Genomic DNA, 13,652 nt, shown 5'->3' on the forward strand with positions numbered 1-13,652 from the left:
CGCCCCCCGGCCCGACTTAGCCTGCCGGGAGGGGGGCCGTACGCGTTCCCTCGCGCCCCGGGCGCCGGAAGGGTGGCAGGCCCATGAGCCTCGACCGAGCCAAGCATCAGGACGGCGTGGAGCCCCGGGTGGGCCCCGTCCCCGACGGGGAGCCGGAGATCCGGCCGTACCACCATCCCGCCGCCGGCTGGGGCGCCGCCAAGAGCGTGACCCGCTTCATGGCCAGGGAGGGCGCGCTGCCCGTGGACGGGCCCCGGGCGATCATGAAGATGAACCACGAGCGCACCGGTTTCGACTGCCCGGGCTGCGCCTGGCCGGACGACACCAAGGGCCTCCATCTGGACATCTGCGAGAACGGCATCAAACACGTCACCTGGGAGATGACCCGGAAGCGGGTCGGGCGGGAGTTCTTCGCCGCGCACCCGGTGACGGAGCTGGCCGGATGGACGGACCACGCGCTGGAGAACGAGGGCCGGCTCACCGAGCCGATGGTGTACGACCCCGCCACCGACCACTACGTGCCGATCGGCTGGAAGGACGCCTTCGAACTGGTGGGAAGCGCCCTGCGCGGACTGGACGACCCGAACCAGGCGTCGTTCTACACCTCGGGCAGGCTCGGCAACGAGGCGACCTTCCTCTACCAGCTGCTCGCCCGCGAACTGGGCACCAACAACCTCCCCGACTGCTCCAACATGTGCCACGAGGCGAGCGGGCGGGCGCTGAAGGCCTCGCTGGGCACCGGCAAGGGCACGGTGGACCTCGCCGACTGGGAGACCGCCGACGCGCTCTTCATCCTCGGGGTCAACGCGGCGTCCAACGCGCCCCGCATGCTCACCGCCCTCACCGAGGCGTACGACCGGGGTGCGCGGATCGTGCACGTCAACCCGCTGGTGGAGGCGGCCGCGACCCGCGCGATCATCCCGCACGACTTCAAGGACATGGCGACCTTCCGGGCGACGAGGACGTCGACGCTCAACCTCCAGCCGCGGATCGGCGGCGACATGGCCTTCGTACGGGGGGTGGCCAAGGCGGTGCTCGAACAGGCGGCGTCCGATCCGAAGGCGCTGGACCGGGAGTTCGTCGAGCGCCACACGGCCGGCTTCGAGGAGTACCGGGCGGTGTGCGAGGCCACGCCGTGGGAGGAGATCGAGCACCAGTCGGGGCTCCCCCGCGAGGAGATCCTCGAGGCGGCCCGGGTGTACCGGGAGGCGGACCGCTCGATCATCAGCTGGTGCCTCGGCGTCACCCAGCACGAGCACGGCGTCGACACGGTCCGCGAGATCGTCAACCTCCTGCTGCTGCGCGGCAATCTGGGCCGCGAGGGCGCCGGCCCCTCCCCCGTCCGCGGCCACAGCAACGTCCAGGGCAACCGCACCTGCGGCATCGACCACCGCCCCGCCGACGCCTTCCTCGACCGGCTCGCCGAGGTCTGCGGGATCGACCCGCCGCGCGCCCACGGCCTCGACACCGTCCGCACCATCGAGGCGATGGGCCGCGGCGACGTGAAGGTCTTCGTCGGCATGGGCGGCAACTTCGCGCTGGCCGCGCCCGACACCCCGGTCACGTACGAGGCGCTGCGCAACTGCGAGCTGACCGTCCAGGTGAGCACCAAGCTCAACCGCAGCCATGTGGTGCACGGCCGGCGGGCGCTGATCCTGCCGTGCCTGGGCCGCACCGAGAAGGACCACCAGCGCAAGGGCGACCAGGCCACCTCGGTCGAGGACTCGATGAGCATGGTCCACCTGTCGCGCGGGATGAAGAAGCCCGCGTCGCCGCACCTGCTCTCCGAGCCGGCCATCGTCGCGGGCATGGCGCGGGCCGCGCTCCCGGAGAGCACGACGCCGTGGGCCTGGTACGTGGAGGACTACGACCGGATCCGGGACACCATGGCCCGCGTCCTGGACGGCTTCGAGGACTTCAACCGGCGGGTGCGGCTGCCGCTCGGCTTCCGCATCAAGCAGCCCGCGCGCGAACTGGTCTTCCTCACCCCCTCGGGGAAGGCCGAGTTCTCCGCGGCGCCGCTGCCGGACGTCGTCCCGGAACCGGGCACGCTCGCCCTGGGCACGATGCGCTCGCACGACCAGTGGAACACCACGATCTACTCCGACGACGACCGCTACCGGGGCGTGAGCGGGCTGCGCACCCTGGTCTTCATGAACCGCGCCGACATGCGCGAGCGGGGCATCGCGGAGCTCGCCCCGGTGGACGTCACGGCCACCGCCCGCGACGGCAGCCGGCGCTCGCTCCACGGCTATCTGGCGGTCCCGTACGACATCCCGCGCGGCTGCGCCGCGGGGTACATGCCGGAGATGAACGTGCTGTGCGCCCTGGGCGACTACAGCACCCAGAGCGACCAGCCGATCATGAAGCACCTCAAGGTCGTGATCGAGCCGACGGGCTGAGCGCGGAAGGCACCCGAAGAGCCGCCGCCGGAAGCGGTACGGGCGCGGGCACGGGCACCGGTATCGGCACGGGGCCCGGGCCCGGGGGCGTACCCGCCTCCCGGCCGGCGGACGCCAGCAGGCCCAGGAGGCGGTAGGCGCGGCGTTCGGCGCGGGCGAGTTCGGCCGGTGCGGTGCCGGCCGGCCAGAGTTCGCCCGCGGCGGCGGCCTCGGCCTCGCGCAGCTCCACGACGGCCGCCGCGAGGCGGGCCTGGAGCACCACCGGGGCTCCCGCCGCCCGCCCGGCCGCGAGCGCCTCGCGGGCCTGGGCGCACGCCAGGACGCAGGCGTCGAGCGCCCGGTGGAGCCGGACCGCCGCCCGGTCGTGCACGACGGCCAGGGCACACAGCAGCGCGAGGAGGACGCCGAGGAGGCTGCCGAGGGCCCGGTCGAGGACGAGCTCCCCGGCCTGTTCGGCCGGCGCGGCCAGTTCGGTGAGGAACAGGGCCAGCGGGGTGAGGAAGACGACGCCGAGGCCGTAGTTGCGGGCGACGGCGTACTCCAGGAGGAGCTCCAGGACGACGGCCGTCCCGGCGAGGGCGAGCGGTCCGGGGCCCAGCCCCAGGACGGCGGCGGCGAGGACGAGCCCGGCGGCGGTGCCCAGGGTCCGCTGCGCGGCCCGGCGGCTGGCGGTGCGGACGTCGACGGAGTGCAGCACGGCGGCGGCGGAGACCGCCGCCCAGTAGCCGTGCCCGAGGCCGAGCCCGAGCGCGACGGCACCGGCCAGCCCGGTGCCGAGCACCATCCGCAGCGCGGGCACGAGCGGCGCGGGCGCGAGGCGGGGCGTTCCGTGCGGGCGGCGGACGGAGGACGGCGGCGGGAGCGGCGGCCCGCCCCCCGGCCGCCGGCGCGTGAGGGCGCGGGCATGGGCCCGCAGCGCCCGGGCGGTCCGGGCCGGGTCCTCGTGCGACGGACGGCGGCGGGCGGCCCCGACAAGGAGCTCCCAGCAGAGGTCGGTGAGGCGCTGGGCGCGATCCGGCCCCCCGGCCGTGCCCGGCGTCGCCGACGACGCCTCGGGCGGGCCCGACGGTCCGAGGGTGCGGTACGCCTCCAGGACGGCGGCCGTCGCGCGGTGGCGGGCGGGCGCCCGGTCGGTGCCGGTCGCCTCGGCGTCCAGCAGGGCGGCGACCGCGTGGAGGGCGGTGGCGGCCGCGTGCCGCCGGGGGCCGTCGCGGTGGGTGAGGCGGCCGGCCAGGGCGGCGAGCCAGGCCGCGGTGGCGCCTCCGAGGGCGAGCAGGGTGCGCGGGAGCACCTCGGCGGGCGTGGGCGCGCCGTGCGCGGCGACGGCGAAGGCGAAGAGCGGCATCACCGCGCCGAGTCCCCCGAGCCCGGCCCGGTCGCAGGCGAGTTTGGCCGCGCCGGCGACCAGGGCCATGGCCGCGACCACGAGGAGCGCGCCCGCTCCCCCGTCCTGGGGGCGCAGGCCGGCGCCGAGGGCGGAACCGGCCGCCACGCAGAGCGTCATGGCGACGGCGACGGCCGCGAGGACGCGGGCCCGGCGGGCGTACGGCATGCCGCGGCCGAAGGTGGTGGTGAAGGAGCCGAGCACGGCGAAGACGGCGTCGCCGGGGCGGCCGGAGAGGACCGGCGGCAGGGCGGCGAGGGCCGTGACGAGGGCGGCGCGCAGCGCGAACGGCAGGGCGTCGTCCGCCCGCTGGAACGCGAGCGCGCCCCGTGGCGACAGGACGCCGCGCAGGGAGCCCGCGGGGGTCGCGCGGTGGAGGGGCGGGTGCCGCACCGCTCGACCTCCGGTTCCGTCTCGGTCCGGCCGTCCCCGATCGGCGGCCGCTTTCCCGAAGACTGTCCCCGCATTTCACCGAGCGGTCAAACAGGCATTTCAGATAACCTGATCGGTCCCGCCTATCAGACCGTCCCGTCATTAGAAATCCGCAGGTCAGCAGCGTGGATGATGGGCGCCGAGAAGGACTTTCCGATAGGACCGTGAAATGCTGTTGCGTCAACTCGAATATCTCGTCGCCCTTTCCCGCGAGCGTCATTTCGCCCGGGCCGCGCGGTCCTGCCACGTCTCCCAGCCCGCGCTCTCGGAGGGGGTGCGGAAGCTGGAGGAGGAGCTGGGCGTGCCCCTGGTACGACGCGGGCGGGCCTACCAGGGGCTGACGCCCGAGGGCGAGCGGATCGTGGTGCGGGCGCGGCGGATCCTGGCCGACCGGGACGCCCTCGAACACGAGGCGGGGGCGCTGCGCACCGGTCTCGCCGGGCGGCTGCGGATCGGCGCGGTGCCGACGGCCTCGGGCGCGGTCGCCCGGCTCACGGGGCCGTTCTGCGCGGCGCACCCGCTGGTGACGGTGGAGGTCCGGGCCGGTCTGCGGTCGCCGGACGTGCTGGGCGGGGTGCGGGACTTCGAGCTGGACGCCGGGATCACGTACCTCCACCGGGACCTGGGCGGGGAGTTCCGTGCCGTCCCGCTGTACGAGGAGCGGTACGTCCTCCTCACGGACGCGGCCGACGGTCTGGCGTCCGGTCCCACGGCGACCTGGGAGGACGCGTCGCGGCTGCCCCTCTGTCTGCTGGACGGGACGATGCAGGGCCGCCAGGTCATCGACGAGGTGTTCGCCGGGGCGGGGCTGAGGGCGGTGCCCCGGCTGGAGACGGACTCGGTGGCGGCGCTCTTCGCCCAGGTGCGGGTCGGCCGGTGGGCGAGCGTCGTGCCGTACGCGTGGCTGCACGTCTTCGGGGTGCCGCCCGGCATGCGCGCGGTCCCGCTGACCGCGCCCGAGCGGGCGGTCCCGGTGGGGCTCGTGGTGTCGGCCCGTGAGCCCGCCCCGGTACTGGCCCGCGCGCTCACCGGGCTGGCGGCCGGGATCGACATGGCGGGGGCTCTGGAGCACCTGCCCGGGCAGGCGTAGGGGGCGTAGGGGCGGGGCGGCGCGTCAGGCCGCGGCCGGGGCCGTCTCCGTACCTCCGGAGTCGCCGCCGGAGCCACCGGAGCCACCGGAACCGCCGGAGCCGCCGGAGCCGCCCTTGCGGATCGTGCAGTGCAGGGAGTCGTCGACGACGTCGGCGACGATGGTGTCGCCGGGATCCGCCTCGCCGCCGAGGAGGAGGGAGGCGACGCGGTTGTCGAGCTCGGTCTGGATGGTGCGGCGCAGCGGGCGGGCGCCGAACTCCGGCTGGTAGCCGTGGGCGACGAGGAGCTTCGTGGCGGCCTCGGTGACCTCCAGGGTCATGCCCTGGGCGTGGACGCGGTGCTTGCTGCGGTCGAGGAGGTGCCCGACGATCTCGGTCAGGTCCTCCTCGGTGAGGCTGTGGAAGACGATGATGTCGTCGATACGGTTGAGGAACTCGGGCAGGAACCGGCCCCGCAGGTCCTCCATCAGCTCGTCCTTCAGGTCGGCCGCGTCGCCCTGGTGGGCGAGGATGCGGTGGGCGCCGATGTTGGACGTCATGATGACGACGCAGTGGCGGAAGTCGACGGTGCGGCCCTGGCCGTCCGTCAGGCGCCCGTCGTCGAGGACCTGGAGCAGGGTGCTGAAGACGTCCTGGTGGGCCTTCTCCACCTCGTCGAAGAGGACGACGCTGTACGGCTGGCGGCGGACCTTCTCGGTGAGCTGGCCGGCCTCCTCGTAGCCGACGTAGCCGGGCGGGGCGCCGACGAGCCGGGCGACGGTGTGCTTCTCCTGGAACTCGCTCATGTCGAAGCGGATCATCCGGTCCTCGTCGCCGAAGAGCAGCTCGGCGAGGGTCTTGGCGAGTTCCGTCTTGCCGACGCCGGTGGGGCCGAGGAAGAGGAAGGAGCCGACGGGCCGGTCGGGGTCGCCCATGCCCGCGCGGTTGCGGCGGACGGCCTCGGAGACGGCGGTGACGGCCTCGTCCTGACCGACGATCCGGGCGTGCATCTCCGCCTCCAGTGCCAGCAGCCGCTCCTTCTCGCTGGTGGTGAGCTGGGCGACGGGGATCCCGGTGCGGCGGGAGACGACGTCGGCGATGTCGGCGGCGGTGACGGAGACGACGCCCTCGCGGCGCTCCTCGACGCCGGCGAGCTCGCCCTCGACCTCGGCGATCTCCTCCTTGAGCTCCTTGGCCTTCTCGAACTCCTCGGCGGCGACCGCCTGGTCCTTCTCGCGGCGCAGCTTGGCGAGCCTGTCCTCGCGGCCGACGACCTCGGTGGAGCGGCCCGCGCTGCGGAGCCGTACGCGGGCCCCGGCCTGGTCCATGAGGTCGATGGCCTTGTCGGGGAGGAAGCGGTCGCCGACGTACCGGTCGGAGAGCTCCGCGGCGGCGGCGAGGGCGCCGTCGGCGAACCGGACCTGGTGGTGGGCCTCGTACGCGTCCCGGAGTCCTTCGAGGATCTGGACGGTCTCCTCGACGGTCGGCTCGGGGATGAGGACGGGCTGGAAGCGGCGTTCGAGCGCGGCGTCCTTCTCGATGTACCTGCGGTACTCGTCGATGGTGGTGGCGCCGACCACGTGCAGTTCGCCGCGGGCGAGGGCGGGCTTCAGCATGTTGCCGGCGTCCATGGCGCCCTCGCCGGTGGCGCCCGCGCCGACGACCGTGTGCAGCTCGTCGATGAAGAGGACGATCTCGCCCTCGGACTTCTGGACGTCCTCGATGACCTTCTTGAGGCGCTCCTCGAACTGGCCCCGGTACTGGGCGCCGGCGACCATGCCGGAGAGGTCGAGGGAGACGACCCGCTTGTCCTTGAGGGTGTCGGGGACCTCCCCGGCCACGATCCGCTGGGCGAGGCCCTCGACGATGGCGGTCTTGCCGACGCCGGGCTCGCCGATGAGGACGGGGTTGTTCTTGGAGCGGCGGGAGAGGATCTCGATGGTCTGCTCGATCTCCTCGGCGCGGCCCACGACCGGGTCGAGCCTGCCCGCCCTGGCCTCCTCGGTGAGGTCGCGGCCGAACTCGTCGAGGGTGGTGGCGGGTTGCCTCGGCGCGGCGGGAGCGGTGGTGTCGCCGCCGCGGGCGGCCTGGTCGGCCACCCCGCGCAGCTTGGAGACGTCGAGGTCATCGGCGCGCAGGAAGCGGGAGGCACCCGAGTCGGCGTCGCCGAGGAGGGCCCCGAGGATGTGTTCGGGGCCGATGTACGAGACGCCGGCGGCCTGCGAGGTGGCGTGGGCGAGCGCGAGGGTCCGCTTGGCGGCGGGGGTGAGGCCCGGCTCGGCGGAGGGCTCCTCGGCCTCGTGCGGCAGCACCTTGGCGATCCTCCCGGCGAGCTCGTCGGGGTCGACGCCCGCGCGGGCGAGCAGCCGACGGGTGGGCTCGACCTGGGTGGTGGCCCACAGGAGGTGCTCGGTGTCGAGGTCGGTGGTGCCGTCCTCGACCGCCTTGGCGGTGGCGGTGTTGAGGAGTTCGCGGGACGACTCGGTGAGGAGACGGCCGATGGGGACCCGTTGGACGGCCGGGGGCGAGGACGCCGGGGACATTCCGAAGAAGCGGTTCAGCAGGTCGCCGAACGGGTCGGAGGGGCCGAAGGGGGAACCAAACGCCATCGACATGTCTGCGCTCCTGAAAGGGCGTGGGGGGTCACCCACACTGAAACCCGGCCGTTCCGGCTCCGCAAACGGAAAGGGTCCAGGCGGCCACGGAGGGCGAGGGGGCCCGGCCACGGAGGGCGAGAGGGCCTGCCGCGGAGGGCGAGGGGACCCGGCCACGGGGAATGACGGGACCCGGCAGCGGAGGGCGAGAGGGCCCGGCCACGGAGGTGACGGGACCCGTCCCCTTCAGGCGGCTATCCGGCGCAGGAAGTCGGCCGGGGCGACGACCGGGGTGTCGTCGGGGCCGCCGACGGCGAGGTCCTCCTCGTCGTAGCGGACGGCCGGCGTGCCGACGATGCCGAACTCGGCGAAGTTGGCGACCACCTGCCCGGCCCACGGCAGATAGGTGCCGTCGGTGACCTTCCGGTCGAAGTCCGGGGAGCGCAGCCCCTCGACCCGACCGGCGACGTCGAGCAGGGCCTCCCGGTCGGCGAACCGGTCCTCGGCGCCCGGCGGGAACGGCTGCGCGGCGAACAGCGCGGCGAGGTACTCCATGAAGGAGCCCTGGCCCGCGTCGCTGGCGGCACCGAGGGCGGCCAGCGCGTCGCGGGACCCGCTGCCGCCGACGGTGTCGTCGAGGACGGCGGCGAAGTGGAACCGGACGACGAAGCGCCCCTCGTCGGCGCCCGCGCGGAAGGTCCCGAGCAGGCCCTCGGCCATCCGGCGGCTCCCCGGGTCGCGCAGCTCCAGGAAGACCCGCAGGACGTGCGGGGCGCCGGGGTCCCCGTAGTAGACGGCGGCGCCGTGGGCACCGGTCGTATGGGCGGGATTCATGGAACGAGCTTCGCACGGGGGGACGAACGGCACGACCGCTGAGGGACCGGCCGCCCTCCCGCCCCCGGGCGCCCACGACCGGCGGAACGACCGCGCCCTAACCGCCGCCCCGCCGCCCCGCCGCCCCGCCGTCCCGGCGTCCCGGCGTCCCGGCGGACCTGGAGGCCGTCGCCTCCTCTACGCCCACAACGCCTCGGCCGCTCGGCGACGCCGCTCAGCCGCCCGTCATGAGCCCCCTCAGCCGGGCGAGGTCCGACTCGGTGACGCCCTCGGGCCGCAGGACGGCGTTCCAGCCGTCGACGTACTCGGCCCGGTAGGTGTGACCGTGCCCGTCGGGCACCCCCGTGGCGAACGGAAGGTCTGCCGTGACCTGCCAGAACGTCACGAACGGCACCCAGAACATCGACTCCAGCACGTCGTCGCCGGGGGTCTCCCCGATCCAGTCGGGCTCGTCGTAGACGAGATGCGGCCCCCACCAGACGATCGGGTCCGAGGCGTGCAGCAGGTAGAGCACGCGCGCGCCCTCCCACGGCGTGTCCGGCGGCGGGATGCCCGCGCCGGCGTCGGTCGCGAAGCGGACGGTGCGCCCGCCGCGGTAGACGGGCTGGATCTCGGGGCTGCCGGGCTCCCGGTGGTCGCTGAACCGCCGGAAGAGGGTGTTGAAGTTGGGCGGGCCCGCGAAGAGCGTCCCCGCCGTGCGGTTGCGCAGGTCGTACTCGCCGCTGAAGGCGGTCTCCCCGCCGAACGAGCCGAGGCTCTCCCCCGCCACGTACAGCCGTGGCCGCCCGTCCGCCGGCAGCTTCGACCAGGCGTCGTACACGGCGTCGAAGAGCTCGCGGCCGGCCTCCCGCGCCTTCGACTGGTCGACGAGGTACGACAGCCACGAGGGCAGGTACGAGTACTGGAGGGCCACCGTCGCGGCGTCGCCCCCGGTGAGGTACTCGAAGCTGTCCACCGCCGCGGGGTCCACCCAGCCGCTGCCCGTCGTCGTCACGACGAGGAGGCTCCCGCGCCCGAATCCCCCGGCCCGGCGCAGATCGGCCACCGCGCGGGCGGCGCGGGCCTCCGTGTCCTGCGCCGTGTCGAGCCCGGCGTACGCCCGGACGGGCTCCCGCGCGGCGCGCCCGGTGAACCCCGCGATCTCGGCGGCCGACGGCCCGCCGGCGACGAAGGTGCGTCCGGTCCTGCCCAGCGAGTCCCACGCCACGTACGAGCCGGGGCCGCCCGAGCGCAGGGAGCTGGTCGGCCGCTCCACGCCCTCCTCGGTCTCGGTGTCGCGCAGCGAGAACGCCTGGTTCGCCGCCTCGACCACGCCGTCCACGAGCAGACCGCTGAGGAGCAGCACCCCGGTGACGGCCACGAGGATCCCGCCGACCGCCTGGGCCGCCCGGGCGCCGATCCAGTGCCGGAGCCGTCCGGCCACCCGCCGGTAGACCCACCGGACCCCGCGGGCGCCCGCGAGGAGGAGGGCGAACAGCAGGAGCGCGACCAGCGGCGACAGGATCCAGTGGAGGAGCCGGTACTCCGTCACCTCCAGCAGCGCGCGGATCCGGTGCTGCCAGTACTGCCCCAGCCCGAACGCGACGCCGGAGAGGACCACCGCGGTGACCAGGAACGTCCGCCAGGACCGGCGGCTCGCGGGCCGCGGCCCCCGGTCGGCGAAGGCCCGCCCCATCCAGGCGGCGACCGTGCCGAGCCCGTAGCCGATGGCGGCGAGGATGCCGGTGACGACCCCCTGGAGGATCCCGCCGCGCGGGAGGAGGGAGGGCGTGAAGGACAGGCACGCCAGGACGAGTGCGCCCCAGGCGCCGGGGAGACCGACGTACGGCAGCCGGCGGCGGCCCCGGGCGGCGGAGGCGGGGGTGGCAGGGGTGGGGACGGCGGGGGCGGGGGTGGCGGGCCCGTCTTCGGAGGGGGCGGCGGGAGGGGTGGGCACGTCCTCGGCGGGCGACCCGTTCACCGAGCCGCGGTCCGCTCCGTGCGGCCGAAGGCGAGGTCGAGGATCCGCCGCCAGTCGACGGCGGGCGGGGGCGCCACGACGCCCGGCCGGTCGCGCGGGACCTGGACCCGCAGCGCGCCGACGCGGAGGGTGCAGACGACGGGGGTGGGCATCCGCAGCGCCTCGCCGTCGACCGCCACGGGGATCTCCCCCTCGTCGGCGGTCGTCACCTCCACGCGGTGGGCGCTCAGGACGGTCAGGCCGCTGGACTGGGAGCCGCGTACGGCCAGGTCGGCCGCCTGCGCCGCGTCCTCCACCCGGATCCCGACCACCCCCAGCTCCCCGTCGTCGAGCCGGGGACGGCGTCCGCCGCCGCTGATCTCGTCGGGCGAGAAGTAGGGGTTGTTGCTGACGAGCAGCGCCTGCTGGTCGTCGAGCGGCGCGCCGTCGACGAGGGAGTCGAGCCGCCGTACGCCGTCGCCGAGCAGCAGGTCCGGCATGAGGCTGAGCGCCGTGCCCGCCTTGTCGTCGCGGTACTCGGGCCGCTGCACGACGTCGGCGTACACCCCGAAGGAGACGGTGTTGACGAAGGCCCGCCCGGAGACGTCGCCGAGGTCGATGCGGAGTTCCTCGCCGTCGGTGAGGGCGTCGAGGCAGCGCGCGGGGTCGTTCCGGTCGAGCCCGAGGTCCATGGCGAGGTGGTTGCGGGTGCCGGCGGAGATCACCAGGAACGGCAGGTCGTGCTCGGCGGCGACCGACGCGACGAGCGCCTGGGTGCCGTCGCCTCCGGCGACCCCGAGCAGGTCCGCGCCCTCGGCGACGGCCTGCCGGGCCAGCGCGGCGACGTCGGCGGGCGCGGACGGGTCGAGCAGGATCACCCGCGCTCCCAGCTCCTCCGCCCGCTCGACGAGGCCGAACCGCCCGACCTTCCCGCCACCCGACTTCGGATTCATGATCAGCACCGGTCTGCGCGGTCTGGCCGCCGCGGTCGCCTTCTGCGGCTTCTCCGTCCGTGACCGGCGCAGCGCGGCCCGGGCGCAGAGCAGGGCGAACCCCCAGCACAGGCACAGGGCCAGCGCGGTCAGCCACAGTCCGTCGTAGGCGTAGAGCACCACGACCCCGGCCGGGGCGAGGAAGAGGAGGAGCGCCCCGAGCAGCCGCAGCGGGCCCCGGTGCGCCACGAACCACCACACGCCGACGGCGCAGAGGACCAGCCCGAGCAGCCCGGCCCCGACCACCACGAGACCGCCTTCGCCCAGGGCGAGCACGAGCACGACCAGCGACCCGACGGCGGCGAGCACGGCCAGCCGCGCGAGGAGCCGCGCGGCCCGCGTGTCGTCGGCCGGAGTGCCGTCGCCCGCGCCACCGGTGTCCGTCCCGCCCATGGCTTCCTCACCCGACCCTCTCGCGCACGCGCCCGGCCCGAGGCACCAGCCTGCCCGCGCCGGGTGCGTCGGGCATCCCGGGGAGGGCCACTCGGGGAGGGCCACTCGGGGACGGGCGCGGGGACGGGCGGGGTGGAGGGTGAGGACCGGAGCGGCGGGTCAGCGGCGGGTGCGACGAAGACCGATGGACGAGGCCGACCTTCTCGGAGGTCGCTTCCGACGAAGGCACCACCGTCGTACTCGCCACGGAAACGGACGGCACGGGAGCCGTGGGGGATCCCGTGCCGTCGTTCACCGCTCTGGTGCGGAGCCTCAGTTCTGGGTGTACGCCCGCAGCGGCGGTTCGGCCGGGAACTTCGTCGCGTTGAGGACTTCGGCGTTCAGGTTCGCGGCCGCGATCGCCGTGGCCGTCGACGCCTCGGAAGGCGAGACACCGGGGAGGTTGACGCCGAGGCAGGTGCCCAGCGGCAGCCGCGCCGGCTCGGCCGTGCCCGAGTGGGACAGCGCGTCGAGAACCAGACGGTAGGCGACGGCGTCGTACAGGAAGCTGAAGTGGCCGACGGTCCGGCCGGGGCAGACGCCCTGCATGCTGATGTTCCGGGCCCCGTCGAGAGGCGCGGTCGTGGCCGGGACGATCGCCTCGTCGGTGAGGCTATAGAGGTTGGTGTACGAGACGGAGCCGGGGGTCTCGTCGACCGCGTTGAGCGCGACGAGGAAGTTCGAGCCGATCCTGAACTGGTGCATCGCGGGCGCGCAGGAACCGGTACAGAGGAGGTTGCCGGCTCCGATTCCATGGCCCGGATCGGCGACGAAGACCGCGTCATCCACCTGAGCCCGCAGGCTGGGCCACCACTTGAGCGCCCAGCGGATCTCCATGTTGCCCTGGCTGTGGCCGATCACGTCGACCTTGCGGCCCGTCGTGGCGTTGATCTTGTCGATGGCGTGGACGACGTACTCGGTCGCCACCTGGATGTCGCCCATCGCCCTGTTGGGCAGGTCGACGCCGCAGACGTCGTAGCCGGCGTCACGCAGAGCCGGGCTGTAGCCCCATTCCCAGGTCTCGTCGTACGTGGAGCTGGTGCCGTGGACCAGCAACACGGGCTCGCGGTCGGGGTGCAGGAAGGTACCGGGGCAGCTCAGCGCCGCGTCGAGCACGGAAACCGGGGTGCTCAGTGGGGGGCCGTCGACGGCTGCGGCTGCCGGCGCAGTCGTCCCCGGCAGCACAGCGACGAACAGGCCCAGCATGGCCGCGGCGAGGACCTTGAGCGCCCGGCTTCGAGAGGGGTTCCAGAGTCTGGTCAACGTGTCTCCTGTGATGCGGTTGCCGTGTCCGGGCAGGACCTGGAGCACGGGCGGCAGTGCGAATCGGAAGATCACCTTCAGGGCGCCGCCACCGATGGGACAACCCCTCGAACCGGGCCGGACGGAATGCTGTGGCCGCTCACACACCAGGGGCCTGTGTCGTGGGACGCCGCACCGGAGAGCACGCCGACCCGAAGGCGATCCCACTCGAGAACGGCTGCGCAGAAGCCGCCGCGGCGCCCCGCTCTGACGTGCGCGGACCGCGCCGAAGTGCCGGCAGGGAGCCGGGGGCCGCGCACGCCTGACGAGG

The 13,652-nt window shown here is 74.5% G+C and carries 8 protein-coding genes; 2 read left to right on the forward strand and 6 right to left on the reverse strand.

Annotation, left to right across the window (positions count from 1 at the left end; genetic code table 11):
* Window positions 1-83: 83 nt before the first annotated feature.
* A complete protein-coding gene (locus ACFQ8C_RS12800) occupies window positions 84-2,402 on the forward strand; it encodes an FdhF/YdeP family oxidoreductase (RefSeq protein WP_383455615.1) in 2,319 nt (772 codons plus the stop codon).
* Here ACFQ8C_RS12800 and ACFQ8C_RS12805 read toward each other — a convergent pair.
* Window positions 2,374-4,179 (reverse strand): FUSC family protein, encoded by a 1,806-nt coding sequence (locus ACFQ8C_RS12805; protein WP_383455616.1) that lies wholly within the window; start codon window positions 4,177-4,179, stop codon window positions 2,374-2,376. The genes ACFQ8C_RS12800 and ACFQ8C_RS12805 overlap by 29 nt on opposite strands.
* A 208-nt stretch (window positions 4,180-4,387) precedes the next feature.
* On the opposite strand from ACFQ8C_RS12805, the gene ACFQ8C_RS12810 reads away from it, so the two are divergent.
* Complete coding sequence (locus ACFQ8C_RS12810; RefSeq protein WP_383455619.1) at window positions 4,388-5,308, forward strand: LysR family transcriptional regulator; 921 nt, start codon at window positions 4,388-4,390, stop codon at window positions 5,306-5,308.
* A 24-nt stretch (window positions 5,309-5,332) separates the two neighbouring features.
* On the opposite strand, the gene ACFQ8C_RS12815 is transcribed toward ACFQ8C_RS12810, so the two are convergent.
* The 5 genes from ACFQ8C_RS12815 to ACFQ8C_RS12835 form a co-directional block, all read right to left on the reverse strand.
* Window positions 5,333-7,903, reverse strand: a complete 2,571-nt coding sequence (locus tag ACFQ8C_RS12815; RefSeq protein WP_383455621.1) for an ATP-dependent Clp protease ATP-binding subunit — start codon at window positions 7,901-7,903, stop codon at window positions 5,333-5,335.
* A gap of 225 nt (window positions 7,904-8,128) precedes the next feature.
* Window positions 8,129-8,716, reverse strand: a complete 588-nt coding sequence (locus tag ACFQ8C_RS12820) for a thioredoxin domain-containing protein (protein ID WP_383455624.1) — start codon at window positions 8,714-8,716, stop codon at window positions 8,129-8,131.
* A 214-nt stretch (window positions 8,717-8,930) separates the two neighbouring features.
* Window positions 8,931-10,676 carry an alpha/beta hydrolase gene (locus ACFQ8C_RS12825; protein WP_383455626.1) on the reverse strand — a complete coding sequence of 582 codons (1,746 nt, stop codon included), beginning with the start codon at window positions 10,674-10,676 and terminating at the stop codon, window positions 8,931-8,933.
* The gene (locus tag ACFQ8C_RS12830) at window positions 10,673-12,040 is read right to left on the reverse strand and encodes a diacylglycerol/lipid kinase family protein (RefSeq protein ID WP_383455629.1); all 1,368 of its coding nucleotides are present in this window, start codon (window positions 12,038-12,040) and stop codon (window positions 10,673-10,675) included. The genes ACFQ8C_RS12825 and ACFQ8C_RS12830 overlap by 4 nt, the downstream gene beginning before the upstream one ends.
* 312 nt (window positions 12,041-12,352) lie before the next feature.
* Window positions 12,353-13,342, reverse strand: coding sequence for an esterase/lipase family protein (locus ACFQ8C_RS12835; RefSeq protein WP_383455632.1), 990 nt, complete (start codon window positions 13,340-13,342; stop codon window positions 12,353-12,355).
* Between the last annotated feature and the right edge of the window lie 310 nt (window positions 13,343-13,652).

The sequence above is a fragment of the Streptomyces sp. NPDC056503 genome, assembly GCF_042794995.1.
Lineage (GTDB): Bacteria > Actinomycetota > Actinomycetes > Streptomycetales > Streptomycetaceae > Streptomyces.